The 25,602-nt window shown below is 40.7% G+C and carries 21 protein-coding genes; 11 read left to right on the top strand and 10 right to left on the bottom strand.

What is annotated here, in order from left to right; genetic code table 11:
• Positions 1-169 precede the first annotated feature (169 nt).
• On the top strand, positions 170-916 hold the full coding sequence (locus tag EKM80_RS01790; protein WP_125551406.1) for a GntR family transcriptional regulator: 747 nt from the start codon (positions 170-172) through the stop codon (positions 914-916).
• Between the two features lie 45 nt (positions 917-961).
• Here the strand turns inward: EKM80_RS01790 and EKM80_RS01795 are convergent, their stop codons facing one another.
• Positions 962-2,053 (bottom strand): oxidoreductase, encoded by a 1,092-nt coding sequence (locus EKM80_RS01795; RefSeq protein ID WP_164509481.1) that lies wholly within the window; start codon positions 2,051-2,053, stop codon positions 962-964.
• A gap of 189 nt (positions 2,054-2,242) precedes the next feature.
• On the opposite strand from EKM80_RS01795, the gene EKM80_RS01800 reads away from it, so the two are divergent.
• Positions 2,243-3,976, top strand: coding sequence for a rhamnogalacturonan acetylesterase (locus tag EKM80_RS01800; RefSeq protein WP_164509482.1), 1,734 nt, complete (start codon positions 2,243-2,245; stop codon positions 3,974-3,976).
• 46 nt (positions 3,977-4,022) lie between these two features.
• On the opposite strand, the gene EKM80_RS01805 is transcribed toward EKM80_RS01800, so the two are convergent.
• The 3 genes from EKM80_RS01805 to EKM80_RS01815 all read right to left on the bottom strand — a co-directional run bounded on the left by EKM80_RS01805 (position 4,023) and on the right by EKM80_RS01815 (position 7,460).
• Entirely contained in the window at positions 4,023-4,670 is a 648-nt protein-coding gene (locus EKM80_RS01805; protein WP_125551409.1) for a bifunctional 4-hydroxy-2-oxoglutarate aldolase/2-dehydro-3-deoxy-phosphogluconate aldolase, read from the bottom strand.
• 156 nt (positions 4,671-4,826) lie between these two features.
• Entirely contained in the window at positions 4,827-6,224 is a 1,398-nt protein-coding gene (locus tag EKM80_RS01810; RefSeq protein WP_125551410.1) for a PTS galactitol transporter subunit IIC, read from the bottom strand.
• 399 nt (positions 6,225-6,623) lie between these two features.
• A complete protein-coding gene (locus tag EKM80_RS01815) occupies positions 6,624-7,460 on the bottom strand; it encodes a hypothetical protein (protein ID WP_125551411.1) in 837 nt (278 codons plus the stop codon).
• A gap of 417 nt (positions 7,461-7,877) precedes the next feature.
• Here EKM80_RS01815 and EKM80_RS01820 point away from each other — a divergent pair, with 417 nt between their 5' ends.
• From EKM80_RS01820 to EKM80_RS01830, 3 genes are all read left to right on the top strand, one after another.
• Positions 7,878-9,038 carry a glycoside hydrolase family 88 protein gene (locus tag EKM80_RS01820; RefSeq protein ID WP_125551412.1) on the top strand — a complete coding sequence of 387 codons (1,161 nt, stop codon included), beginning with the start codon at positions 7,878-7,880 and terminating at the stop codon, positions 9,036-9,038.
• The gene (locus EKM80_RS01825; RefSeq protein WP_125551413.1) at positions 9,022-10,875 is read left to right on the top strand and encodes a DUF2264 domain-containing protein; all 1,854 of its coding nucleotides are present in this window, start codon (positions 9,022-9,024) and stop codon (positions 10,873-10,875) included. The genes EKM80_RS01820 and EKM80_RS01825 overlap by 17 nt, the downstream gene beginning before the upstream one ends.
• A gap of 95 nt (positions 10,876-10,970) precedes the next feature.
• The gene (locus EKM80_RS01830) at positions 10,971-12,242 is read left to right on the top strand and encodes an MFS transporter (RefSeq protein WP_225418781.1); all 1,272 of its coding nucleotides are present in this window, start codon (positions 10,971-10,973) and stop codon (positions 12,240-12,242) included.
• A 50-nt stretch (positions 12,243-12,292) separates the two neighbouring features.
• Here the strand turns inward: EKM80_RS01830 and EKM80_RS01835 are convergent, their stop codons facing one another.
• Both EKM80_RS01835 and EKM80_RS01840 read right to left on the bottom strand, forming a co-directional pair.
• Positions 12,293-13,333, bottom strand: coding sequence for a LacI family DNA-binding transcriptional regulator (locus tag EKM80_RS01835; protein ID WP_125551414.1), 1,041 nt, complete (start codon positions 13,331-13,333; stop codon positions 12,293-12,295).
• Between the two features lie 224 nt (positions 13,334-13,557).
• A complete protein-coding gene (locus EKM80_RS01840; RefSeq protein ID WP_125551415.1) occupies positions 13,558-15,582 on the bottom strand; it encodes a beta-galactosidase in 2,025 nt (674 codons plus the stop codon).
• 119 nt (positions 15,583-15,701) lie between these two features.
• On the opposite strand from EKM80_RS01840, the gene EKM80_RS01845 reads away from it, so the two are divergent.
• The 5 genes from EKM80_RS01845 to EKM80_RS01865 all read left to right on the top strand — a co-directional run bounded on the left by EKM80_RS01845 (position 15,702) and on the right by EKM80_RS01865 (position 20,333).
• On the top strand, positions 15,702-16,493 hold the full coding sequence (locus EKM80_RS01845; RefSeq protein ID WP_125551416.1) for an AraC family transcriptional regulator: 792 nt from the start codon (positions 15,702-15,704) through the stop codon (positions 16,491-16,493).
• Between the two features lie 103 nt (positions 16,494-16,596).
• Complete coding sequence (locus tag EKM80_RS01850; protein WP_125551417.1) at positions 16,597-17,364, top strand: IclR family transcriptional regulator; 768 nt, start codon at positions 16,597-16,599, stop codon at positions 17,362-17,364.
• 101 nt (positions 17,365-17,465) lie between these two features.
• Positions 17,466-18,311 (top strand): 5-dehydro-4-deoxy-D-glucuronate isomerase, encoded by an 846-nt coding sequence (gene kduI, locus EKM80_RS01855; protein WP_125551418.1) that lies wholly within the window; start codon positions 17,466-17,468, stop codon positions 18,309-18,311.
• 157 nt (positions 18,312-18,468) lie between these two features.
• Positions 18,469-19,284, top strand: a complete 816-nt coding sequence (gene kduD / locus EKM80_RS01860; protein WP_125551419.1) for a 2-dehydro-3-deoxy-D-gluconate 5-dehydrogenase KduD — start codon at positions 18,469-18,471, stop codon at positions 19,282-19,284.
• Positions 19,285-19,391: 107 nt separating this feature from the next.
• On the top strand, positions 19,392-20,333 hold the full coding sequence (locus EKM80_RS01865) for a sugar kinase (protein WP_125551420.1): 942 nt from the start codon (positions 19,392-19,394) through the stop codon (positions 20,331-20,333).
• A 67-nt stretch (positions 20,334-20,400) separates the two neighbouring features.
• Here EKM80_RS01865 and EKM80_RS01870 read toward each other — a convergent pair whose 3' ends face one another.
• Complete coding sequence (locus EKM80_RS01870) at positions 20,401-22,227, bottom strand: glucose PTS transporter subunit IIA (protein ID WP_125551421.1); 1,827 nt, start codon at positions 22,225-22,227, stop codon at positions 20,401-20,403.
• A 260-nt stretch (positions 22,228-22,487) separates the two neighbouring features.
• On the opposite strand from EKM80_RS01870, the gene EKM80_RS01875 reads away from it, so the two are divergent.
• On the top strand, positions 22,488-23,687 hold the full coding sequence (locus EKM80_RS01875; RefSeq protein ID WP_125551422.1) for an enolase C-terminal domain-like protein: 1,200 nt from the start codon (positions 22,488-22,490) through the stop codon (positions 23,685-23,687).
• Between the two features lie 37 nt (positions 23,688-23,724).
• Here EKM80_RS01875 and EKM80_RS01880 read toward each other — a convergent pair whose 3' ends face one another.
• From EKM80_RS01880 to EKM80_RS01890, 3 genes are all read right to left on the bottom strand, one after another.
• Positions 23,725-24,450, bottom strand: coding sequence for a GntR family transcriptional regulator (locus EKM80_RS01880; RefSeq protein WP_125551423.1), 726 nt, complete (start codon positions 24,448-24,450; stop codon positions 23,725-23,727).
• A gap of 200 nt (positions 24,451-24,650) precedes the next feature.
• Positions 24,651-24,848, bottom strand: coding sequence for a hypothetical protein (locus tag EKM80_RS01885; protein WP_125551424.1), 198 nt, complete (start codon positions 24,846-24,848; stop codon positions 24,651-24,653).
• Positions 24,845-25,579: a sulfite exporter TauE/SafE family protein gene (locus EKM80_RS01890; RefSeq protein ID WP_125551425.1), complete on the bottom strand. Its 735-nt coding sequence runs from the start codon at positions 25,577-25,579 to the stop codon at positions 24,845-24,847. Before EKM80_RS01890 ends, EKM80_RS01885 begins: the two co-directional genes overlap by 4 nt.
• Positions 25,580-25,602 lie beyond the last annotated feature (23 nt).

Genomic DNA, 25,602 nt, shown 5'->3' on the forward strand with positions numbered 1-25,602 from the left:
ATTTTCTTCAATAGTACCAATAGACTGTATTATAATTACCAATGATTTAATGTTATTATATTAGAGAATATGAAATTGATACTTTAGTGATTCACATTAATAATCTTCTTTGCGAATTATAACTATAAATTAAAATTTATTTCATAATGAAACTTGGGAAGTGAACAAAATGGCAGATAATCTTAAAGCTATCAAAGGTTTAGCTAGTGATTACGCTTATGAAGTTTTATATAACAAAATTATTTCCATCGATTTGGCTCCTGGCACTAGTGTTAGCCCAACTCAATTATCAAAAAATTTAGGAATAAGCCGTACGCCTATTCAACGCGCATGTACAAAATTGGCTGAAAATGGCTTGTTAGAAGTACTACCACAGCGCGGATCTTACGTTTCATTAATTAATATTAATAGAGTATACGAATCTTTTTATATGCGAAATCTACTTGAACAAGCTGCAATACAACAGGTTTGCGGATTGAATGACCGAAATAAAGTTGCCTTTCTACTAGAACAAAACATCTATAATCAGCGTAAAGCATTAGAACATAATCTCTACGAAAAATACTTTGAATACGACAATAATTTTCATCATATCATCTATAATGCTGCAAATATGCTGTATATTGAACAAGCAATGGCTCAAGTATCACTCGATCAAAATCGTATCCGACAATTAAAAATATTATCAAATATTCGCATTGATCCAACTCTTAACGAACATCAAAAAATTCTTGATTCAATTAAAAGCGGTGACGCAGATGCTGCCTCATTTAATATCTACGTTCATATCTCTAAATTTGCGGAAGATACTATCTCGATTCATGAGAAATATCCAGATTACTTTTCAAACTGGAAAAGTGCCCAGGATATTAAACCTAGTCTCCAAAAACAAAATTTCTATGGTTTTGGTAAATAGAAAAAATGGTCAGCATGATCTTATAAAATCATGCTGACCATTTTGCTATTTAGCAATATCAACTAAGTATTTTTTACCTGCAGGCACTAAGCCACCGCCATCAGGGCCAATTAACCAAGTTACCATCCGTGGTGGCAACGCCAAATCGCTGGCTTGTTGCGCAGAGGTGATCGCCGTCTCCACGTCTTGGTCATGGGCTAATTTGTCCGCAAAGTCAGGCTCAGCAATCAACTCACGGGCCATCGCTACCAGGTCAGCATTGGCCAAAGCTGCGTCCGCTTCGGCCACACTGGTGCTGTGGGCGATAGTGATAAAAGCCGTCCGCCCGTTGATTTGCGCCTTGATCTGCTGATTAAAATCAGGTTCAGTGGCGTGAATATAATTGATCCCAGTTTCAGCTAATTGGTCGATCAACTGCAAGGTTTCATCAATGTCGTAACCTGCACCATCTGTATGTTTTTCAGTTGAGGTGATACGGTAACCGATAATAAAATCAGGCTTGTTCGCAACTGCCGCTTGTACGCTTTTAACTACTTCCAATGGGAAACGCATCCGTTTAGCCAGCGTCCCACCCCAATAATCCGTCCGCTTATTGGAATATGGCGAGAAGAATTGTTGCAACAAATGACCAAAAGCGCCATGAATTTCAACGCCATCGAACCCAGCTGCTAATGCCCGTTTAGCTGCTGCACCAAATTGAGCGACCACTTGCCAAACTTCGTCTTCAGTTAATTCAGTTACCGCCCCAGCAACCTGATGGAACGCCACTGCGCTTGGTCCCACTACTTTGTGCAATTTTTCAAAAGAAACTTGTGCGTTGACCCCTGCATGATATAGTTGCACAACTGCTTTATTACCGTGTGCTTTCATGGCTTTGGCTTCGGCCGCTAAGCCAGGGATAAAATGGTCGTCATATAGCGATTGTTGGTACGGAAACTTTTCGCCAAGCTCACTAACCGCCGTGGCGCCAGTGATCAGCAATCCAGCCGCTCCGGCACGGCGCGTAAAGTAACGCGTATCATTTTGATCAATAACGCCATCCCAGTTAGCGCCTTTCGTCGTCATCGGTGCCATCACTACGCGATCAGATAAAACAACCCCATTATTTAATGTTAATGGTTGGTTCAATGAATTCATCGGATAACTTCCTCTCATTTATAAAACGCTTCATAACTATTATTTGCTAATGTGTGCGATTTCGCAAGCAATTCTAGTGTATCTGTATATCTAATACCCAATTGACGCATAAAATATATTGCCGGCAGCGGCAGTTATGGCTTTAAATAGGCTTGTAAGCGCTGTGTATTTATTGAAATGGAGGCTACTATGTTCTATCAAAAATTTTTATTCAACACGACGGAAAATGACGGTACCCATGTTGCTGCTACTGCCGTCTACTCCGCAGCCACACAATATGGTTTTGTTCCACCTAGCTCACCGCAAGAAGTTAACGTATTCCCTGGCAATGGTGGTTGGATCGCTAATAAAAAACTGACCCCAGACTTGCAACCACAGCAACACGATAACGGGGTTAGTTTGGCCAAAAGTCACCTCCCATTGTGCTTCGGCATTTGCGTACCAGAAGCGGGTAACTATCAAATCGCTGTAACTATTCAAGCTGGCGCAACGGCACTCAACAGTCTTAATCTGTACTATGGTCGTCGTCAATTAGTTCGCGAACACCTCCATATAGCTGCACACCAGCAACTAACCATTGAGTTTTATGCACACGTGGGCAGCTATTATCAAGCCGTCGGTACCGCACCAATTAGCGACAATACCATGTACATTTCTGTGCTTGGCTTAACCAGCAACGCCACACTAAGTGCTATTTCCATCAAAGAAGCCGCTGTGCCGACGCTATATTTAGCTGGCGATTCGATCGTAGCCGATAATGAAGCCAAATTACCTTATGCTGGTCAAAGTAATGGCTGCGGCTGGGGGCAAATGTTGGCACCCTATTTTGATTTAGCAATCGATAACCAAGCACACAATGGTATGACGACAGCTTGCTTCCGTGACGATGGTCATTGGCAATTGATCGAACAAGCGTTGCAACCACAAGATATCGTTCTATTCCATTTTGGCCACAACGACCAAAAACGCCGCTATTTATCTGCTTATGGTGGCTTCTCGACTAATTTACGGCGCTTTATTAAGGACGTCCGTGCAAAAGGCGCTACGCCAATTTTAGTCACTTCATTAAGTCGCATTCCAAAACAAGACGCTAACGGTAAGTATGATTTACTCGCTGAATACGCGCAAGCCGAGTTACGGCTAGGCCAAGAATTGGACGTTCCAGTAATTGATTTACATCAGTTTTCTTTTGAACAGCTCTGCACGTTACAGGAGAAAGTTGATTTAACGCAATACTTCAATGACGCCGCTCATACTAATGATTACGGCGCCGCATTAGCCGCTAACTGGCTAGTCCAATTAATTACCCAACAAAAAATTGCACCACTCGCTAATTACATAACCACTGCCCCCAAGCCAATCACGTTACAAGCAACACTGCCAACTGAAAAACACTTTGCCAATGAACAACCCATCAGTAAGCAGCCCGTGCTTGGCTACAGCGACACTAAGTTTTTACCAGCCACAATTCAAAAAGAATTGCAGGTTGCACTACGCCTACACCTAATTGATCCCTGTGTTCGTTATCTGCATCCCTACGCCAATATGCCCCGCGGCCAATTTTTATATTTACTAGCTGCTGTGGCCAAACCGTTTGTCCAAAATGATTACCAAGGCCAATATGCAGATGTTTACCGCTACGAATGGGATGCCGCTTACGTGCAGGCGGCAATCGATGCACAACTAATCGATCCAGCTACTATTAGTGACGACCAAATCCGGTTGGATGATCCACTCACTGGTCAAGAACTATTAAGCTTTGTTGTGCGCAACCTCCAGCCAATCACGCAGCGGCAACTTAGCCTTCGTGCCTGTGAAAAAATAGCGACACAACTGGGGCTCATTTGGCCAAATTATTCGGCGACTGCACCAGTTGATCGCCTCACGTGCCTGCTAACGCTCGTGCATGCCACTGAAATTTAGCGCAAAAAAAGTGTTGACCCTAGCGGCCAACACTTTTTATTTACCTCTATTTTGCAGCTTTGATGCGCTTTAATTCAGCCATGTACTTCTTGGCATTTTCAGTAACGCCAGCAAAGTCGTCATGATCAGCTGGGCCGACTAAGTTGCTGCCGGCACCGACTGCAGTAACGCCAGCCGCGAACCATTCGTGCATGTTCTCTAAGTTGACGCCACCAGTTGGCATAATGCTTAATTGTGGGAATGGTGCCAAAACGGCCTTAACCATGCCAGGACCAGCAACACTACCAGGGAATAATTTGATCAAATCAGCACCAGCTTCAAGCGCCGTTTGCATTTCAGTGATCGTCATGCAGCCTGGTGTGTAAGGAATTTGATACAGGTTACACATTTTAGCAACTGCTGCATCAAAGCTTGGGCTAACGACAAACTGAGCACCAGCCATGATCGCCAAACGAGCAGTGGTTGCATCTAAGACTGTACCAGCGCCAATAACAGCGTCAGTATCGCCATAACGAGCAACTAAATCAGCGATAACCTTATCTGCCTGGGGTACGGTGAATGTTAATTCAATCCCCTTAACGCCACCAGCGATAACGGCATCCGCAATTTTAGTTGCTTTTTCAGCGGTTTCACCACGAACGACTGCGATAACCCCAGCTTTTTCTAATTTCAACAAATTCTCAACACGTTGCATTGATTTCATCCTCTCAATTTTAACTGCTACTTCACCAACATCAAGCAAACCAGCGTTTCCAAATAGGAATTAGTATTTCCTATCTACCTAATAAAGTATAACCCTTTGACCAAAAAAGCAAGCAGAACTTCTTGATTCAGATATTTCTGGTACGATTTAAGCGTTAGTTTCATGTGTCGACAAATCAGCTGCAGTATTTTCTGCGGTTAATTCATGTTTTTCCGCTTTAAGGATTTGGGCGCGATTGTATAACATTAACGCTAACGCTACTAGCGATAACAAAATTGGCCCAAGCACGGTTAAATGTGCGGTGCCTTCATAAATTACCCAAGCTAACGGACTAGCCGCAAAATCAACACTGGCAACAGACGATGTGCCAGCTGGAATCAGTGAGCCTTGAACCAGTTTAACTGCTGACGTAAAAATACCGGCCAGCGAAGTTGCCGACAAGACGCCGAAAATCATCGTGATCAGCCCAACTAAAAAGGTCCGCAACACATTGCCGTTAGTGTAAGGTAAAACTAGCGGGAAAATATAGATCAAACCAGACAAACTGGCTAAGGGTAAAAATTGATTACCAGGAATGATAACTGACAAAAATAGAATGGTTGGTACTAACAATAGCGAACAAACTAAGGTTACTGGGTGGCCGATAACTAACGCTGGCGTCATCCCAATATTGAAAGTTCGTCCTTTGAAACGACGGCTAATTAATTCTTGTGACCGCTTAGAGATTGGGCTCAACCCTTCAATAAATAAGCTGGTTATCCGCGGAATCAATACCATAACCGCACTAAGAATAATACTTAACTGCAACGTTTTGGCAACTGGATATCTCGCCAACACACCCAATAAAATACCGATGATCACACCGAGAAAAATTGGATCACCTAAGATACCAAATTTATTTTTCAGTTTATCCGCATCAATATCGATTTTATTTAACCCTGGAATGCGTTCAATAATCCAATTAATCGCAATTGCAAACGGAATAAACGTCACGCAGAACGCTTGCGGTAATGAAATGCCTTTTAAGTCTTTGCCGTAGAATTTCTCAACCTTTTGCTGCGAACGATCCGCAGCAACTAACGTAATAATGAAAATAATAATTGCTGCAAAGGCACCCCACCAGAAACTATTGGTCGCAATCGAAACAATCGAGCCAACAAAAGCAAAATGCCAATAATTCCACAAATCAATATTCAACGTTTTGGTTGTTTTGGTGACCAACATAATGACATTGACCACTAAGCCCAACGGAATAATGATTGCACCAACTTCAGTCCCAAATGCAACCGTTGATGCTGCTGGCCAACCAATGTCCAGCGTATGTAAATGTAGTTGGTAAATTTTAACCATCGAATTAACCGCTGGCCCTAGATTATCTGCTAACAACTGGGTGATGACACTTAAACCAACAAAACCAACTCCCACTGATAACCCAGATTTCAACGATTTACCAATCCCCATACCGAGTAAAAGTCCAAAAATCAGAAAAATGATTGGCATCATGACGCTAGCGCCTAGCGACATGATGTAATTAATAACGCCCATAAAATAGAATCCCCCTATTTTTGTATTGAAAGCTAGTGACAAACCTGTAACCGTAGTCTTTAGTCACTATTTTCAGAAAAACCGTTAATTCTCCACCATACCTTATTGGTCATTTTATTTCCTATAAAGAAATGACGATTCCCAATAAGATACGATTTTGTAAGTATAAAACTTACAATATTAATATGCAACCGTTTTTTTATAAAATTTTAGAACTTAATCGGATTGAAAAATATATACCAATTATCAAATTAACATCAATCAGACATAGCCAGAACGTTATTTGGTTCACTACTTCGTAATAAAAAAAGCTATTGTTGAATTTCTTAATACGAAATTCAACAATAGCTTTTTTATAAGTTGCTTTTTAAATTATTACTCTGTCGTAATAGCTACATTCTATTCTGCATTCACACCATAAAATTCAACTTCATCCAGTGCTGGAAATGGCGATTCATCAGCCGCCTTCTGTAGATTCAGTACCGTTACCTGTGTCACCGTGCGCTTTTTAAATTGGAAATACTGGGGTTCACCAGATTTTTCCAATTGAACCACTTCTTCACTGTCATCAGAAAAGTGCAAGGTCACCTGTGGCCAATAACTGTCGTGGGGAAAATCAGCGCGTAAAACTAATGCCGCTTGATCCAGCATTACTGGACGACCAAAGTCGATGGTTAGCGCCGCGTCGGTCTGCTGATTAATCCCCCATGATTGATAGGGATATTCACCATGCATGTTGCTGGCTAACACGCCATCAATTGCGTTGCAGGCAAAAAATGTGGCGTCGTTTCGCGTTTCCACATTAGCAGATGCGTGTGGGTAAGCGCCGGTAAACTCTTTTTGGTCATGCAGATTTAGGGCTAAATTACGATAAGACTTGCGTTCTGTTGCAGTGGCACGACGCACACTTAAGTAATGCCGTTTGCTGGAAAATGCTTTATCTGGCCGTGCATCAAACGCATTCTGGCTTAAATCAATTTGATAGTCCCACTGGTTGGCCGGTAAATAAACTAACGTCGTGTCCAACGTTTCATCAAGCTTAACCATTAAGTATTGGTTAGGTTGATCAGTGGTTACGCGGATAATATCTTGATCAGCGTATTGAAAATCCTGCGTCGCAATATAGCAAAAATCGGCGCCACTATTTTCCAGTGGTCGTTGAAAGTCCTCGTAATCATTTTTACCTTGTTTAACTTGCTCTGTTTTGTCTAAAATTTGAATTTTTAACAAATTAATTTCCTCCTAAAAGTTCACAATATTAATTATTTAGCGTCGTATATTTAGTACCTTATGTACATTTCCGGTCAAACTTTAATTTGTTATAGAAAGCGATTTATATATGACCGATATAATTATATCATGCCAACTATTTATAACCATAATTTTACTAAAAACATTTTCACGTTGCATACTTTTATGTATCAATAATACAGTTATTTATGCCATTTAATAAGCTTATGAAAATAATTTGTACCTATAAATTAGCACATTATTTTCCTAAATTTTCTTTACTTTTTTACTAAAAAGATTTAACCTAATCTATGGAAAACGATTTCAATTACAGCGCCATGTTTTAAATTTAATGCTCCTTAATAGTACTACTTTGTTCAGTAATTGCTAGCACAGGAATAATAAATTAAGAAGGTGAGTTATTTGGCAGATAATTGGGTACAAGCAGCAAAAACTTATATTGAGGCAAAAACAGAACGTAACTTAACTGCCATTGGTACTGGTTTTCCCCACGCGACTAAAGCAGGCAAGTATCAACTAGCCGAACCGCAGTGGTGGACAGCTGGTTTTTGGCCAGGTATTTTATGGAATAACTTTCACGCGACTAAACAGCAAAAAGTTGCTGATTTAGCACAAAAGTTGGAAAAACAAATGGATCCATTACTCCGTGATCCAGCTAAACTCGACCACGATATGGGCTTTATGTGGACACTAACTAGTTTAGCACGCTATGACCTAACTAACGATTCAACGGCTAAAACTAATGCACTATTAGCGGCAACTTTATTGCTGGGCCGTTTTAACAGTGCTGGACAATACTTAGAAGCCTGGAATAGCTGGCAAGGCGCTGCCGATACTAGTGGTATTGTGATCATCGACAGCATGATGAATGTTAGCTTACTTTATTGGGCTAGCGAAGAAACTGGCGATCCCCGCTTTGCTGTTGCCGCAACACAACACGCAGAAACTATTCTACGCGAATTTATTCGTGATGATGGGTCAGTGCACCACATGGTTAATTTTAATTCTGAAACTGGTGAAGTCATCGAAAAATTAGGTGGTCAAGGTTTCGCGGAAATGAGTTCTTGGTCACGCGGCTGTGCTTGGGCAATTTATGGCTTAGCAATTGCCTATAGCTACACTAAAAAGCCAGAATTTTTGGCTGCAGCTTCCAAGGTAGCAGATTATTTCATTTTGCATACTTTGGATGTTGCTGTACCGCTCTGGGATTTCCGCATCCCTGCTAACACCGCTAAGACAAAATACGATTATCCAGATTCTTCTGCGGCAGCAATTGCCGCCTGTGGTTGCTTATTAATTGGACGCTTAGCCGCACCAGAAGAGCAAGCCTTTTACACTAAAGCTGGCACCTCACTACTGCAACGATTGTTTGAGCATGCGACCACCGCAGCTGATGATCAAGCCTTGATTGGTCACGGTACTGGGCATTGGCCAGAACAAACTAATTTGGACACTGGTTTAATTTATGGTGATTATTTCTTCACAGAAGGTATTTATCAACTTAATGGTATTTACAATACATTTTGGTTAGGAGGCCAATGGGATCATGAATCGCTTCAATGAACGAGTTAAACAAAATCCGCTTAAAACACGGGCCGATTATGCCCAAGCACTGATCGACTTACTCGAACCGATGTATCAATTAATGGCTGATGAAAAAACACCAGGTCATGTGCATATTAGCAGTAGTGGCGCCGTTTATGACGAGCCACGACGCGATGTTGAAGGCTTTCTCCGTAGCTTATGGGGTTTAGGCCCTTTGTGCAGCACACCAGAGCGGGCGCATCAATATAAGGCATACTATGAGGCAGCCACTGCTGGTATTCTAGCCGGCACCGATCCAACTTCCCCTTATTATTGGGGCAAACTAGACGATTATGACCAATTATTTGTTGAAATGGGTTCGCTGGCAACGTTTTTAATTCTGACGCGCAAGTTTTTCTGGGCTGAATTAACTCAGCAACAGCAAACTAATATTCATCAATGGTTGAATCAAATCAACGAAAAAACAATCCCACCAACCAACTGGTTATTCTTCCGTATTTTGGTTAATTCATTTTTCGAAACTGTTGGCCTATCTGTGCCCAACGATCAGATCAATAAAGATTTAAAAGACATTGATAGCTACTATTTGGATGATGGTTGGTATTTTGATGGTTATCGCAATCAAATTGACTATTATATTGCTTGGGGCATGCAATACTACGGTGTCTTGTTCAGCAAGTTATCACCTGAAAAAGATAATCCGCATATCGCTAGTTTCCGCGAACGTGGCGCTAAGTTTGCGGCTCCCTTTAAAGATTGGTTTGTTAAGGATGGTACCGCATTACCATTTGGTCGTAGCCAAGTTTACCGCTTTGCCCAGTCTTCTTTTTGGGCGGTGGCAGCCTTCACTGGCTTAGATATGCAAGATGTCACCCTTGGTCAAGCTAAATATTTATTACTAAATAATATGCGTCAATGGTTCCAGCGGCCAATCTTCACGCCAGAAGGTTTCCTGTCCATTGGTTACGGCTATGCTAATTTGAATATGGCAGAAGGCTACAATGCACCAGGTTCACCTTATTGGGCAATGAAGAATTTTATCGTTCTAGCCTTGCCTGATGATGATCCCTTCTGGCAAGCTAAGGAAGAAGCACCAGCCTTCCCTGAAATCGAACAAAATGATTATAGTCGCATGCTACTCGTCCACAGTAAAGATGGCCAAGAGTTACAAGTTTTCACTGCTGGTCAACACTCGCACGAGCATGCACACGGTGCTTCAAAATACGAAAAATTCGTTTACTCGACTACCTTTGGGTTCAGTGTACGCAAAGATAACGTCTTACCTAAGCAAGGCGCTTTCGATAGCACATTAGCTATTTCCGAAACTGACTATAATTACCAAACTGTTTTTGGCTACAAAGATTTCAAGACTCACGCTAACTATATTTACGGTTTATGGCAACCATGGGACAACGTTTCAATCAAGAGTTTCGTCATCCCGGTTTACCCTTGGCATATTCGTGTTCACATCATCGACAGTAAACGGCCACTGAATATTCTAGAAGGCAGCTTTAGCGCACCTGCTGATGGGCAACAACAAACTAGCTCAACCGCTAATAGTTGTTTCTATCAAAGTTCAGTTGGTACTACTGGTGTCATTTCGCTGACTGATAATTTGAAAGCTGAGTTAGGTGAGCCAGAACCAAATACGAATTTCTACTACCCCAAGACCGTGTTACCACAATTAACTGGCCATTTGGAGCCAGGTCAATACGTCTTGCTTTCCGCTTATCTTGGCGACCCAAGTCAAAAAGTCGATGTTGCAACACCAATCCAAGCCACGTTGACCAACGACCAACTCACCATCAAAATTGGCGAGCAGCAACAACAAGTCACTTTATCTGAATTATCCTAATTTATTCTTAGTCGACCGCAACAATATGCGGTTGACGTCAGCCATAATTTAAAGCGTTTTATTCTGTATTTATTTATATTAAGGAGTGAATTCTCTTGGCCAAAGATGAAAAAGAAACACCAAAAATTGTTAACGCGAAAGTTAGCGACGAACAACAGCCAAAGCTACCCTGGATGTTTTCCTGGGCAATGTTCTTAGCACCAATGGTTTGGTACGGCCCTAATATTGCCGTCCGTAACACTTTAATTCCACAATTATTCAGTCAAATTGATCCTGCCAATAAAGTTTGGGCTTTTGGGATCATCAGTGCCGCCGCTACCTTCACTGGTGCCATTACCAACTTGGTTTTCGGTGCACTTTCCGATGTCACTCGGTCGCGTTGGGGTAAACGTAAACCCTACATCACTATTGGCACCCTAGTCATGGCGATCATGATGGTGATCATCGCTAATATTTCTTCAGTAACAACGATTATTTTCTTATGGATCATTTGTGCTGCTGGTGAAAATGCAGTTGCGGCTTCAATCTATGCACAAATTTCCGACCGAATCGCCCCAAAATGGCGGGGTACAGCTTCAACTTTCTATGGCGTTGGCTTCACTATTTCACAGCAAGCCTTCACAATTTTAGCAGCACAATTCTTAGGTAACGTTAAGTTTGGTATTTACGCAATGGCCTTGATCTCCGTCATTTTAGGGATCGTTCACTTGCTGTTATCAAGAGAACAATCTAATATGGCTGAACCAGCAATTGCTATTAACAAAAAGACGTTCTCAAAGTATTTCTTCTTCCCAACTAAAGGTGCCCGTGATTTTTACTTAGCATTATTCGGTAAGTTCTTCATGGTTGTTGGTAGTACAATTGTCACAACATACACCTTGTATTTATTTACTGATTACATGGGTTTGAACAGCCACAACGCTGGTAAATCAGTATCAATCTTCTCAACTTTGATGTTAGTTATTGGTGTGATTTTTGCCTTGATCTCCGGACCATTAGCCGATCGCGCTAAACGAATTAAATTACCAGTTATGTTCGCTACTTTCTTACTTGGTTTTGCTGCCTTGTTCCCACTGTTCATCGTTCATCCTTGGGCAATGTACACATACGCGGCCATCGCTGCCGTCGGTAACGGGATCTATAATTCCGTTGATGGCGCCTTGAATCTAGACGTTTTACCTTCTTCTGACACTGCTGGGAAAGATTTAGGCTTGATCAATTTAGCCAACACATTGTCACAAATGGTTGGTGCCTTATCCGCATCCGCCATTGTCTCAACTTGGGGTTACCAAAAGATTTTCGTGTTCGCGATTATTCTTGAAGTAATTGGTGCCATCTTGATTGCCTTAATTCGTTCCGTCAAATAAGATTTAAGCCCATTTTAAAAAGGACTCGCAAAAGCGGGCCCTTTTTCTGTTTAATCTGTTAATCTAGGTGCTGCCGTTGATTGGCGAATAACCAATTCAGTGCTTAGGACAATCCGTTGAGCAATTGATGGTCGTTCAATCCGCCGCTGCAAGGTGATCATGCCCACCTCACCCATTTCCTCGGTAAATGTCTTAACTGTGGTTAGTGGCGGGTTCAGATACTGGGCAAAGGATAAATCATTGATTCCAATCACTGAAATCTGTGCCGGAACAGTGATCTTTTGGGCCGTTAATTCGTTGATCACACCAATTGCCATGGCATCGTTAGCCGCTAAGATAGCCGTTGGCAGACGTTTCTCCCAACTTCGTAGGGCTTCATGGGTTAATTTCTGGCCTAATTGAACGGATAGACGCGCATTATTATTCACGTAAAAATAACGCTCATCAAACAACTGATAATGGCGCATTAGATCCCGGTAGGTATTAACGACTGGCGTTCGGTACTGGCGATAGCCATGTAAATTATCGTGCTCCTCAGCACCAATAAAAGCAATTTTCTTATGGCCTAATTTTAGCAGATGCTTTAAAGCTAACTCAGCTGCCTGCTCATAATCGCTGTTGATCGTGTCGAAATTTTTTAACGGAAAATTTGAACCAATAAACACAGCATTTTCATTTAACTGTAGAATTCGTTTGATTGTTGGTGCATCAAATTTACCGATACAGATACTGCCAGCCACCGACTTTAGTAAGGCGGAATCAGTTGAGGCCTTGATTAGATTGTAACCCATGCGCTGTGCCGCACGCTCAGCACCAACACGAATCGACATGTAATACAGATCGTCGAATTCTTCATCTTCTTGCCGCCATTGAAATAACGCAATATTTTTTTCAAAAGACTTGTTACTTTTTTGTTTACGCCGTTTTTGTTGTTTTGTTTTATATTTGGTGTAATTTAGCGCTTCAGCAGTTTCAAAAACTTTTCGTTTAGTCGCTTCGGTGACACTTAGCGAATCATCATAATTTAGTACTCGCGAAACTGTGGAAATCGATACGTGCGCCTGTTTTGCAATATCACTAATCGTCGCCATAGTAAATCCCTTCATTTATGGACTACTCACCGTATCGACTATATTGATATGCTACGTTATTTTTTAAGTCGGCAACGCTGTAAAATCATTCGTCCAATTTACTTCCAATTAAGATTGTTATTACTATATTATAAACCATTTTTCAAGCAAAAAAACAGTTAACCACAATCTCATTATCATCTGGTAATGAAATCGTAAATTTACTGTTTTTTAATCTGCTAAAGCTATTTTTGACAGCGAATAATTTTCACTGCAAAGGCTGGCAAATCAATTTCACCTGGTGTTATATCTTGCTGCGTTAATAGATCAACCCCAGCTTTTTGCCAAATTAAGTTTTCAGCTTGTTCCCCGTTATTTAAAATAAAATAATACGCATAGTCAGTCTGATCGCGCCGCGTGATTTCAACCGTACTTGGTGCCGCAAACTGCTCCCAATTAAATTGATTGCTGATCGTTTTGACTAAATAATCTAGACTCTTAGTGTCTAGTTGTGTACCAACGTAATAAGCTTGGCCGCTACCATAACGATTGTTAGTGATCACAGGCGTATCAGCATAGAAATTACCAGCACCATAAGTGGCTAAAGCTTGCGCCCCTTCAAGATGCATCACATCACAGATCATGCTACCGCTACCCGTTGGTCCTTGGGCAAAATGAAGGCTTTGCTGCTGCTCTGGTGGTAATGCATCAAACTCCTCTACCCAAATACCTAGTAAGTCACGCAGCGGCCCTGGATAACCGCCAAAGAAAATGTTATCGTGCTCGTCGGCAATTCCACTCATAAAGGTGGTCAATAAATGACCGCCTGTTTTGACGTAAGCCTTTAAATTATCAGCAACACCTGGATGTAACATGTACAAAACTGGTGCCACCACTAAATCGTATTTTTTTAATTCTGCTGCAGATAATTCAGTTGGAATGAAATCCACCGCAATATTACGCCGGTAGAAAGCCGCATAATATTGATGAATCTGTGCAACATACTTTAAGCGCACATTAGGTCCACTAGCATATTCCAACGCCCAGTAATTATCCCAATCGAAAATAATTGCCACTTTAGCAGGAACACGCGCCCCTAAAAAGCAATCACCTAATTGCTGCAGTTCTTGGCCCAAAGCTTTAGTTTCTTGAAACACGCGCGTTTTGTCCGTGTTAACATGACTGATCACAGCACCATGAAATTTTTCTGTCGCCCCACGTGATTGCCGTAATTGGAAAAACTGAACCGTATCCGCACCATGCGCTAATGCCTGATAGCTGAGGGCACGCATTTGGCCAGGCTTTTTCAACGAATTATACGGCTGCCAATTTTGTTGTGACGGTGTTTGCTCCATCAGCATAAACGGCTGACCACCTTTTAACCCACGCATTAAATCATGCGACATTGCGGTAAAACTTAACGGTGTATTATAAGCTGGATAATTATCCCACGATACCAGATCCATTTCCCGCGCCCATTTGAAATAATCCAAGTCTTTAAATGTACCCATCAAATTAGTTGTGATCGGTGTAGCAGCATCAAACTGACGAATTGCATCGCGCTCATCCTTAAAGTTCTGCAAAATGCTATCTGACATAAAGCGTCGATAATCAATTGATAAACCAGCCAGTGTTGCTTTTTCTTGGCCAATCGCATCGCCTAACGCATTCGGTGGCACAATTTGATCCCAGTCCGTAAACGTATGGCTCCAAAAGTTGGTATTCCACGCTTGGTTTAATTGCGCCAAACTTGCGTAATGCTGCCGCAACCAAACGCGAAAAGCCTTAGCACAATTATCGCAATAACATTGGCCACCATATTCGTTAGCGACATGCCAACAAATAACATTGGCTAATTTACCGTAACGAGCGGCCAGTTGTGCGGCCAATTTATGACTATAATAACGAAAATGTGGACTATTCGGACAAGCGTTATGCCGACTGCTAAAGCGATGCTGGCGCCCTTCAAAGTCAGTTCGATTAACATCAGGATAACGTGTTGCCAACCACGCGGGTAACGCAGCGGTGGCCGTTGCTAAAATAATTTTAAATTTATTTTTTACCAATAAATCAATAATTTGATCTAGAACTGTGAAATCATAGCGTTCTTCACTGGGTTGCACTTGCGCCCAAGAAAAGACATTGATCGTTGCTTCGTTAATCTTGGCTTCCGTCAACAGCTGCATGTCCTGATACCAAATCTCTTTAGGCCACTGCTCAGGATTATAATCGCCACCAAATAAAATCTGCCCGAAATTTGTTTTAACCATTTGCTTACCTCCAAATTAAAATAAATATCATCTATAGCATAGCGTTTGAAAGCGTATAATAGTCATAGGATTTGAAACAAAAGTATTACAATCTGAACATATTGCTGGAGGCCAAATAAATGCGTGTTGTTTTTACCCAAATGAATACCACCTTGCCCCTTTACCTTGAAAGTGTTGGTATGAACTGGCCCCAGCAAGAAGTTATACGTCCAGCTGGCTACCCCTATTTTCACTGGCTTAAAACAACGGCTGGTTGCGGTATTATCCAATTAAAACAGCGTCAATTTTTATTGCCTGCCAATCAAGGCATTCTGCTCGCACCGCACGTTACCCATCGCTATCAACCGCTAAATGCACAACCTTGGGAAACTCAATATCTCACTTTTGGCGGTCAAAAAAGCGCTGATTTATTACCTGATCCATTGGCTGACTATTTAAATTTGAATTATTTACCACCGGTGTTAAATCAATTTATCGCAAAAAACTGCGCTAATATTACTAACACCAGTGATCCGACTGAGCTATCTGTGCTTGTCTATCGCTTCTTGTTGGGCTTGCGGGCCGCCGTCCACGAACAATACGCGCCTACGCAAATGCAGCACTTGCTAAAAACGAAACTTTTTTTAGAGCAACACTACATCTATGCCGTTACGAATCAGGAATTAGCTCAGTTGACCGGCTATTCAATTCAGCACTTAACGCGCCAATTCAAACAAGTTTTCGGCCTAACGCCATTACAATATTTAACTGATATTCGCCTACGTCGTGCTAAATGGCTGTTAGTCAATCAACCGCAACTATCATTGGAACAAGTCGCCAATCAGTCTGGCTTCGAGAGTGCTAACTACTTGATCATCCGCTTCCGCAAAGCCTTCAACCTGACGCCGCAGCAATTTCGCCACTTATACTGACCAGTTACTTATTTTCTCGCCATAAGTTTCCTGCACTCAAAGATGACAACCCACTAATTTTAGTGTATTCTTGTTTCTAAATAAGAAATGAACAGGTGATATTGTGAATGCAGAATCAGCTAGCACCCCGTTATATGGTGGGGTTTTATTAAAAGCAAAAGAAATTATGGATTTTATAGCTAAGGCAGAAAATCCGCCGACCTTAAAAGAAATCAGTCTTGGCGTGACTATTTCTAAGCCAACCGTGTTCAAAATTTTGCAGACACTGAATTACTGCGGTTACGTACGGCGTGAAGGCTCAGAAAAACAGTATTACCTTGGCACAATTTTTCTCGAATACGCCGATAAAGCGACAACGACCTTTAACATCAAAACCGTAGCTGAACCGTACTTAACTACGCTACGCAACAGTACTAACGAGACTATCAACTTAGGTATCGTGGAAGATAATACGATCACATTATTGGAAAAATTAGAAAGTCCGACTAGCGTTAAATTAGTGTCGCGCGTCGGCGGTAAAATGAACATGTATTCTTCCTCAATGGGCAAAACAATTTTGGCCAGTTATCCGGAAGAAAAGTTGAATAACTATCTGATCAAAACACCGTTACATGCCCTGACACCGAATACGATCACCGACCAGAAAAAACTACGCGCCAGCCTAAAAGAGATTCAAGAAAAAGGTTATGCCATCGAAGACGCGGAAAATCAGCTCGACATTATCTGCGTCGGTTTTCCGCTGATCAAACGTGGCAAAATTTACGGTGCATTCAGCGTTAGCGCTCCCAGTTATCGGGTTGACCAAGCCGATTTACGGAAATTTATCCAAGCCGGCCAAGCCACACAAAGCGCGATTTTGAATACTTTATAGAAAAATGCCAGTGAAAAACGCTTGCATTTTTTTTTATATGCTTTATACTATATTTGTAATTAAGAAACGTTATTTCTTATTAAGAAACAGGAGGCTGCAAAATGAGTTTTGAAATGGTAACACGCTATGCGCACAGTCCTAAGGATATTGAACACTACAACACCGACGAATTACGCAATGAATTCTTGATGGAGAAGTTGTTCAACCCAGGGGATATCTTGTTGACCTATACTTACAACGATCGCATGATCTTTGGTGGCGTTACACCAACAACTGAACCTTTGGAAATCAAATTGGACAAACAATTAGGGGTTGACTATTTCTTACAACGCCGCGAACTTGGTTTCTTCAACATTGGTGGTACTGGTACTGTCACAATTGATGGTAAGAAAGACAACATTGTTACTCATGATGGCTATTATGTCGGCATGGGCGCTAAACACGTTGTTTTCGAATCTGACGATGCCGCTAACCCAGCTAAGTTCTACGTTGTTTCAACACCAGCACACAAAACTTATCCAACTAAAAAATTACCATTTGCTAGTGCCCTGGCAATGCCAATGGGCGACCAAGCACATATGAACAAACGGACAATTTACAAGTACATTGATGCTTCACAAATGGACACTTGTCAATTACAAATGGGTTACACGGTCTTGGAACCAGGTAATTCTTGGAATACCATGCCAGCACATACTCATGCTCGTCGTATGGAAACATACATGTACTTTGAATTTAGTGATCCTGACACGCGGGTCTTCCATTTCATGGGCGAACCAAATGCTAGCAAGCACATCGTCTTAGAACCTGAACAAGCCGTTGTTAACCCAAGCTGGTCAATTCATTGTGGCGTTGGTACAACCAACTATGCCTTCATCTGGGCAATGTGTGGCGAAAACCAAACATACGATGACATGGACCAAGTAGGCATGCACGAACTACGTTAGAGTGTCTAAAAAAGGCGTTTAGATTATGAAGTGTAGCCTAGCTAGGCAATAAGATACACGCAGTGGATCGTTTGACTAGCGTAGCTACACGTAATAATCTGCCTTTATTAGCACGTTTCCACTTAAAAAAAACACATTCGAGAGGAAGTTAAAATTTATGGCACAATCACCCGAAGAAATTAAAGCAAATGAAAAAGCACTTGATACATTCAAAATGAACTTTTTCGATTTAACTGGCAAAGTTGCCGTTATCACTGGTGGTAACACAGGTTTAGGTCAAGGCTATGCCGTTGCCCTTGCTGAAGCTGGCGCTGACATTTTCATTCCTACATTCGGTAAAGCTGAATGGGACGAAACTCGTCGCTTAATCGAAAAACGCGGCCGCAAAGTTGAATTTGCTGACGTTGACTTGACTAAAGCTGGAGTTCCTGACGAAGTCGTTGCTCAAGCAATTAAGACATTTGGTCATATCGATATTTTGATCAACAATGCTGGTATGATTCGTCGTAACCCATTGTTAGAATCAAAAGATGCTGACTGGGATGCTGTTATCAACATCAACTTGAACGCCGTTTATCATATGTCAATGGCTGTTGCTAAAGAATTTGCTAAGCAAAAATCCGGTAAGATCATCAATATCGGCTCAATGCTTTCATTCCAAGGCGGCAAGTTCATTCCTTCATACACTGCTTCCAAGCATGGTGTTGCCGGCTTAACGAAGTCATTTGCTAGTGAACTTGGTGCTTATAACATCCAGGTCAACGCCATTGCACCTGGCTACATTAAGACTGCCAACACAGCACCAATCCGTGCCGACAAAGCACGTAACAAGGAAATCCTTGATCGTATCCCCGCTGGCCACTGGGCTGAACCTCATGAATTAATGGGCGTTGCAGTCTTCTTGGCTAGCCGTGCTTCTGACTATGTCAGCGGTCATATCTTAGCCGTTGATGGTGGCTATCTAGTTCGTTAATCTTATCTCCCTTCTATCTAAATTCGGGTGAAACCACAACACATTACGTGCGCTGGCTTCACCCGTTTTTTTATCGATACTAATTAAAAGGAAAGGAAGTATCTGTTATGCCCGAATTTTTAACCATCGGTGAACCGCTAGTTGTTTTTGGTGCCACTGATCTTGACCAATCATTGACTGATGCAACACATTTTAAAAAACATCTAGCTGGCGCTGAATTAAATGTTGCGGTGGGCTTAGCCCGTTTGAATCATGCCACACAATACATCACGCAACTCGGCGTTGACCCATTTGGCAAATTCATCACCAAAGCACTAAAAGAAAACAACATTGCCACAGATTATGTCCACACGACCAAAGATGCATGGACAGGATTCCAGCTCAAAGAACGTGTCTCCAGCGGCGATCCAGCAACTTTTTATTTCCGCAAAAACTCTGCTGCCGCCCAAATGAACACCCAAGTCATCGATGAAATCGACTTTTCTGGGCTAAAACATTTGCATCTCTCCGGTATTTACGCCGCCTTATCAGCACAAAGCCGCCAAACATTGCAATACCTGCTGAATAAGGCGCACGAGCACGGCATAACGATCTCCTTTGATCCTAATTTACGCCCCGCTTTGTGGGCTTCCCGTGATGACATGATCGATACCCTCAATCATTTTGCCTTCCAAGCTGATATCGTTATGCCCGGCGCTAACGAAGGTAAAATCCTGCTCGGCAGCAATGATCCCGAGACCATCGCTAATTTCTATCTCAATCGCGGCGTCAAATTAGCCGTGGTTAAAGTCGGTACCAAAGGTTCTTTCGCTAAAAACGCAGCCGGTGAAACTTTCTTCGTACCAACATTTAAGGTTGACCACGTCGTCGACACTGTCGGCGCTGGCGACGGCTTCGCAGTTGGTTTCATTTCCGCACGCCTAGAAGGACTATCAGTTGAAGCCGCGTTACAGCGCGGCAATGCCATTGGCGCACTGGCAGTACAGAATGCTGGTGACAGTGATGGGTATCCGAATAGTGAGGAACTTAAAATATTTTTAAAGTCGTAACATAAAAACTGCACTGTAACATCTAATAATCATTAGCTGTTACAGTGCAGTTTTATTTAATTGGTATTTAAGCCAAATAACCAATTTCTTTTGAAAAATCAAGGCTATCCGTATTATCTACGTTCACTTTAAGTGCTTTACTTTGTGGAATATTGGTAACGATGACCATGATAACATCATCTTTGTTAGCCTTTTTTATTTCATCGATATTCATCTGTGCAATTTGAGTATTTGAATCAACGTGGTCATTCTCAGCAACAAGAATATTAAATGGTGCTCCGTTTAATTCAACCGTATCAATTCCCATGTGAATTAGAATTTCATAGCCATTATCAGTTTGGATACCAATCGCATGTTTAGTTGGAAAAATGCTTTTAATTGTTCCTGCAACTGGTGCAAAAATCGCGCCATCAGTTGAATACATTGCATAACCATCACCCAATGCTTTACTAGCAAAGGTCTGATCTTTCACTTCCTGAAGTGGTACAAATTGGCCATTGGTAACAGCTGATAATTTCAATGAACCCGCTGTTTTAGCTTCAGCCGAATCTACTTCTGGCTTAACAATGAAGTAAGTGATTGTAAATGACGTTACCAGTGCAATAATAATACCTAATACTGCATATATGAAATATTTACCAATATATGCCGGTAAACTAAAAATACTAGAAAGAATATAACCGTAAATTCTGACACCAAAGAAGCTAATAAACGCAGACGCAACAGAGCTACCAATAGTTGCTGCAATAAACGCTTTTTTGTATTTAGTTAAAACACCAAATAATGCAGGTTCGGTGATTCCCAATAGCCCAGAAACCGCGGCAGAGATGACAATTGATTTTTCTTTTTTATTTTTTGTTTTGAAATAGATTGCAAACGTTGCCCCTGTAATTGCCATATTCGCCATAAACATCATCGGCATTAACATATCATAACCCTGATTAGCAAAGTTTTGTAAGGCAATCGGCGTCATTGCATGATGTAAACCAGTTAAAATTGCAATTGGACGGATGGCACCGACGATAACTCCAGCTAAGATAGGTGAGATTGTAAATAACCATTTTACACCATCAGCCAACCAATTACCCAAGTAAATCCCAGCAGGTCCAATAATAGCTAAGGCAACGAGACCAGAAACAAACAACGATATAGTCGGTGTGAATACAGTTCGTAGCACTTCCGGTAATCGCTTATCAACCCAACGGTAAATATAACTTAAGGCTAGAACTGCGAAGATAATCGGAATAACCGTACCAGCATAATTAAATACGGGTATTGGAATCACACCAAATAGATGAAATGCAGTTATTTTACCATCAGCTACTGCTTGTGTCATGGTCGGATACTGTAATGTTGCGGCAATTGCTATTGCTAAATATTGATTTGTTTTGAATATTTTAGCGGCTGATGCGGCAACGAAAAATGGCAGGAATGTGAAAACACCACTGGCAAGCATATCGATTACTTGATAGCTTTGAGTTGTACCGGAAATAACTTTTAAAGCAACTAAGCCAGACATTAACCCTTTGATCATCCCGGCTCCAGCAATGGCAGGTACAATTGGTCCAAACACACCTGAAACCGTGTCCATAAACAACGATACAAGTCCCTTTTTCTCAGTTGATGTATCCTGTTTATTATCAGAATCAAGATTTAATTCTTGAGCTAATGGCTGAAAATATTCATCCACATTGGTTCCAATCACAATTTGTAACTGTTCATTTTGATACTGTGAGCCTACTACTCCTGGCAAATCATTAATTGAATCAAAATTAATTAAATCTTTATCCTTTAAGTTAAATCTTAATCTAGTCATGCAATGCCAAGCATTATTGACATTATCTTTTCCGCCAACGGCTTTAACTATTTTTTTGACCACCGTTACTTTATCCATAATCAACATCCTTTACTATAAATTTTAAATTAATTTTGGTTTCGCTTACTTAAAAAATATATCACACCAATTTAAAATATAAAAACCGACCTAAAATCAAAAAATCCGTAAAATATACCTATTAATCAGGGTTTACAATGACATATCATCTAAATTGGACTGCTTTTTATATAAAATAGCAAGAAACATCAGGCCAAATTGACAGCGCTTTTCATTGATGGTTCAATATAATCATCAACTTTAAAAAGGAGACTGACTCTATGCGTGAAAATAAAATTACGAATGTTATATGCTACGGTTTAAAACCAGCACGACATAACTTAGTGATTGTTAAAATACAAACTGAACAACATTATGAAGGTTTTGGTTGTGCTACGTTTCAGCAGCGACCATTGGCTGTTAAAACCATTATCGATGAATATCTAAAACCACTATTAATTGGACGTGATGCCAACCAAATTGAAGATTTATGGCATTTAATGATGGTCAATGCTTATTGGCGTAATGGTCCGATTTTAAATAATGCTATTTCAGGTGTAGATATGGCATTGTGGGATATTAAAGGCAAAATGGCTAATATGCCACTTTACCAATTGTTTGGTGGTCAATCAAGAGATGCAATCCCAGCCTACACTCACGCTGTCGCCGATAATATGTCTGACTTGTATCAAAAAATCGATGAAATTCGACAGCTCGGTTATAACCATATTCGCTGTCAGCTTGGATTCTATGGCGGCGACGCTAAAAATATGAAAACAACAATTAACCCATCGGTGGGTGCCTATTATGATCAAAACCAATATATGCAAACTACCCTCAAGATGTTCAAAGAATTACGTGAGCACTATGGAAATAAAATTGAAATTTTGCACGACGTTCATGAACGACTATTTCCAAATCAAGCAATTCAATTTGCAAAACAAGTTGAAGAATATCAGCCATATTTTATCGAAGATCTATTTGCTCCTAATCAAAATACATGGTTAAAACAATTACGTAATCAAAGTGCTACTCCGATTGCAACCGGCGAACTTTTCAATAATCCAATGGAATGGCAATCAATTATTAAGGAGCAACAAATTGATTTTCTGCGTGTTCATGTTTCTCAAATCGGTGGTATTACACCAGCACTCAAATTAGCACATTTCTGTGACGCTATGGGTATTCGAATGGCTTGGCATACTCCTTCAGATATGACACCACTTGGTATTGCCGTAAACGTACATTTGAATATTCATTTGCATAATGCGGCAATCCAAGAAAACATTGAAGTACCTGAAACTATCAAACAAGTATTTCCACATACACCAGTAGCAAAAGATGGCTTCTTCTATCCTATCGACCGTCCAGGAATCGGTGTCGATGTTAATGAAGCGCTGATTGATCAATATCCGATTGAATATCGACCACATGAATGGACGCAGAGCCGAATTCCTGATGGAACACTAGTCACACCTTAACTCAAAAAGAGCCTAAACTAATATGTTTAGACTCTTTTTATCTGTGGGTTTTAGTATCATCCTGCCGTTCAGAATGTATTTTTTTATTAAAGGGTACTAAATAAGTTGCCGTGTAATCAATTGCAATAACTTCACTATATTCATATAGTTTTCCATCTTTTAGTAAACAACGATTTATTATTTTCATCGCCGGTAAATGTGGCTTACATTGTAACAATTCTGCTTGGTGCTTATCAATAACGATTGGGGTGTAGCTCGTGATATAGTGGGAAATATCCAGTTCTGTTCCTTGAACGTATTTTTGAATCGAATGTTCAATTACAGATTCATCCAAGTCTTGAAAAAGATAAAATGGCATTTTTGATGTTTCAATCTGAACAATTCGCATATTAACGATTCTAATTCGTTGGAATATCCAAATATATTGATCAGAATTTAAACTGAAAACTCTTTTTTCTTCTGGAGAAGCATGCACCTTATGTAAGAAGATAACTTTTGACTGGATATGGCTGTATGGATTCTTGGTTAATGAATTATAGATCAATGGATTTTGTAATGCACTTGCCTTAACATAAATACCTGCACCCTGCACTGAATTAATGATTCCCATATCTTCTAACTGACGCAATGCATTCTGAATCGTATCTCTAGAAACAGAATATTGTTGTGCAAGCAATCGTTGATTGGGTAATTTACCAGCAACAAAATTATGTTGAAATATTTTACTTAATAAATCTTGCGTAATGAACTCTGCTTTTTTCAAATCAAATCCCTACTCCGTATCTTGTTTTGTTAGACCGTCCACTGCATAATATCACGCTATATATCAAAAATAAAGAGCTACGATCAATTGGATGGTGTAGTAACTCCTTAAATAAAATCACACTTTTAATGAACTAAAGTTATGTCTTGACGCATCTGGTATTCAGATCCTATCTTGTCCTCGTAACTTGTCAATAATTCTCAATCTACCATAATAAACTTACCATTAATAATACTGTCCTGAACATGATTATCGACTAACCCAGGTAACCAAACTCGCTTTGAATGAATCTCTCCCTGATAGGTCACAAAATAACCATTTTGAATCGCTAAGTCTCCGTGTTGCAATTGAAAGTTCCCATCAAAATAGGTGCTGTCCTTCAATAATATATCAATCAAAGTAATCCCCCTAACAATTTATACGCGGCGATGCTGATTGAAAAAATTGCGATGGCTGACTTTAACAAGCGTTGATTAACTCGATCACCGTTACGACTGCCGAACCAAACACCAATGCCATGCGCAATCAGTGCCACCGGTAATAGCCAAAGAATTGCTTGGCTATTTGAGTGATTCAAGTAGCCAATGACAGCTGGAATCCCAATAAAGATCGAGTTAAAAAGTGCGATTCCAACCGCTTCATGAACTTCAATTCCCAAGATGATCAAAATTGGCAAAACAATGATTGGACCACCAGCACCGGTAACCGCACAGATAAAGCCCGTCACAAAGCCGATAACAACAAGCAATGGTTGATTATAATGACTGTCAGTTCTTGGTTTATCTTTTCGAAATAAGATAGATAAGCCAGCAAAGAAAACCACGCCATATAAAATCAACATGACAATTCTAGGTGAAATAAGTAAATTGGCTTTAACACCTAAAAAGCTAGCCAAAAAACTACCAATACTCATTACACCTGCTAATTTAAAATTCAGTAGCTTTTTCCGCGCATAATTAAAACTACCAAAAACTCCTGAGACGATAAAAGCAGCAAAACTCATTGCTAACGCTTCTGAAGTATCTAAATGTAAAACGCTAATGTAGAAAATAGGTAAAAGAAAACCCGCAATACCACTAACACCTACTAATGCACCAACGATTAAATTAATTAAAAAGACTAATATCATCAGCAAGTTACGCTCCTCTATCT

The organism is Loigolactobacillus jiayinensis (genome assembly GCF_003946445.1).
Taxonomy (GTDB): Bacteria; Bacillota; Bacilli; order Lactobacillales; family Lactobacillaceae; genus Loigolactobacillus; species Loigolactobacillus jiayinensis.

What these genes read in the sequence shown, in the direction of transcription:
- EKM80_RS01800 (WP_164509482.1), top strand. Translation starts at nt 2,243, where the DNA reads ATGTTCTATCAAAAATTTTTATTCAACACGACGGAAAATGACGGTACC.
- EKM80_RS01865 (WP_125551420.1), top strand. Translation starts at nt 19,392, where the DNA reads ATGCCCGAATTTTTAACCATCGGTGAACCGCTAGTTGTTTTTGGTGCC.
- EKM80_RS01840 (WP_125551415.1), bottom strand. Translation starts at nt 15,582, where the DNA reads ATGGTTAAAACAAATTTCGGGCAGATTTTATTTGGTGGCGATTATAAT.
- EKM80_RS01835 (WP_125551414.1), bottom strand. Translation starts at nt 13,333, where the DNA reads ATGGCGACGATTAGTGATATTGCAAAACAGGCGCACGTATCGATTTCC.
- EKM80_RS01890 (WP_125551425.1), bottom strand. Translation starts at nt 25,579, where the DNA reads ATGATATTAGTCTTTTTAATTAATTTAATCGTTGGTGCATTAGTAGGT.
- EKM80_RS01825 (WP_125551413.1), top strand. Translation starts at nt 9,022, where the DNA reads ATGAATCGCTTCAATGAACGAGTTAAACAAAATCCGCTTAAAACACGG.
- EKM80_RS01805 (WP_125551409.1), bottom strand. Translation starts at nt 4,670, where the DNA reads ATGCAACGTGTTGAGAATTTGTTGAAATTAGAAAAAGCTGGGGTTATC.
- kduD (WP_125551419.1), top strand. Translation starts at nt 18,469, where the DNA reads ATGGCACAATCACCCGAAGAAATTAAAGCAAATGAAAAAGCACTTGAT.
- EKM80_RS01875 (WP_125551422.1), top strand. Translation starts at nt 22,488, where the DNA reads ATGCGTGAAAATAAAATTACGAATGTTATATGCTACGGTTTAAAACCA.
- kduI (WP_125551418.1), top strand. Translation starts at nt 17,466, where the DNA reads ATGAGTTTTGAAATGGTAACACGCTATGCGCACAGTCCTAAGGATATT.
- EKM80_RS01795 (WP_164509481.1), bottom strand. Translation starts at nt 2,053, where the DNA reads ATGAATTCATTGAACCAACCATTAACATTAAATAATGGGGTTGTTTTA.
- EKM80_RS01870 (WP_125551421.1), bottom strand. Translation starts at nt 22,227, where the DNA reads ATGGATAAAGTAACGGTGGTCAAAAAAATAGTTAAAGCCGTTGGCGGA.
- EKM80_RS01845 (WP_125551416.1), top strand. Translation starts at nt 15,702, where the DNA reads ATGCGTGTTGTTTTTACCCAAATGAATACCACCTTGCCCCTTTACCTT.
- EKM80_RS01790 (WP_125551406.1), top strand. Translation starts at nt 170, where the DNA reads ATGGCAGATAATCTTAAAGCTATCAAAGGTTTAGCTAGTGATTACGCT.
- EKM80_RS01810 (WP_125551410.1), bottom strand. Translation starts at nt 6,224, where the DNA reads ATGGGCGTTATTAATTACATCATGTCGCTAGGCGCTAGCGTCATGATG.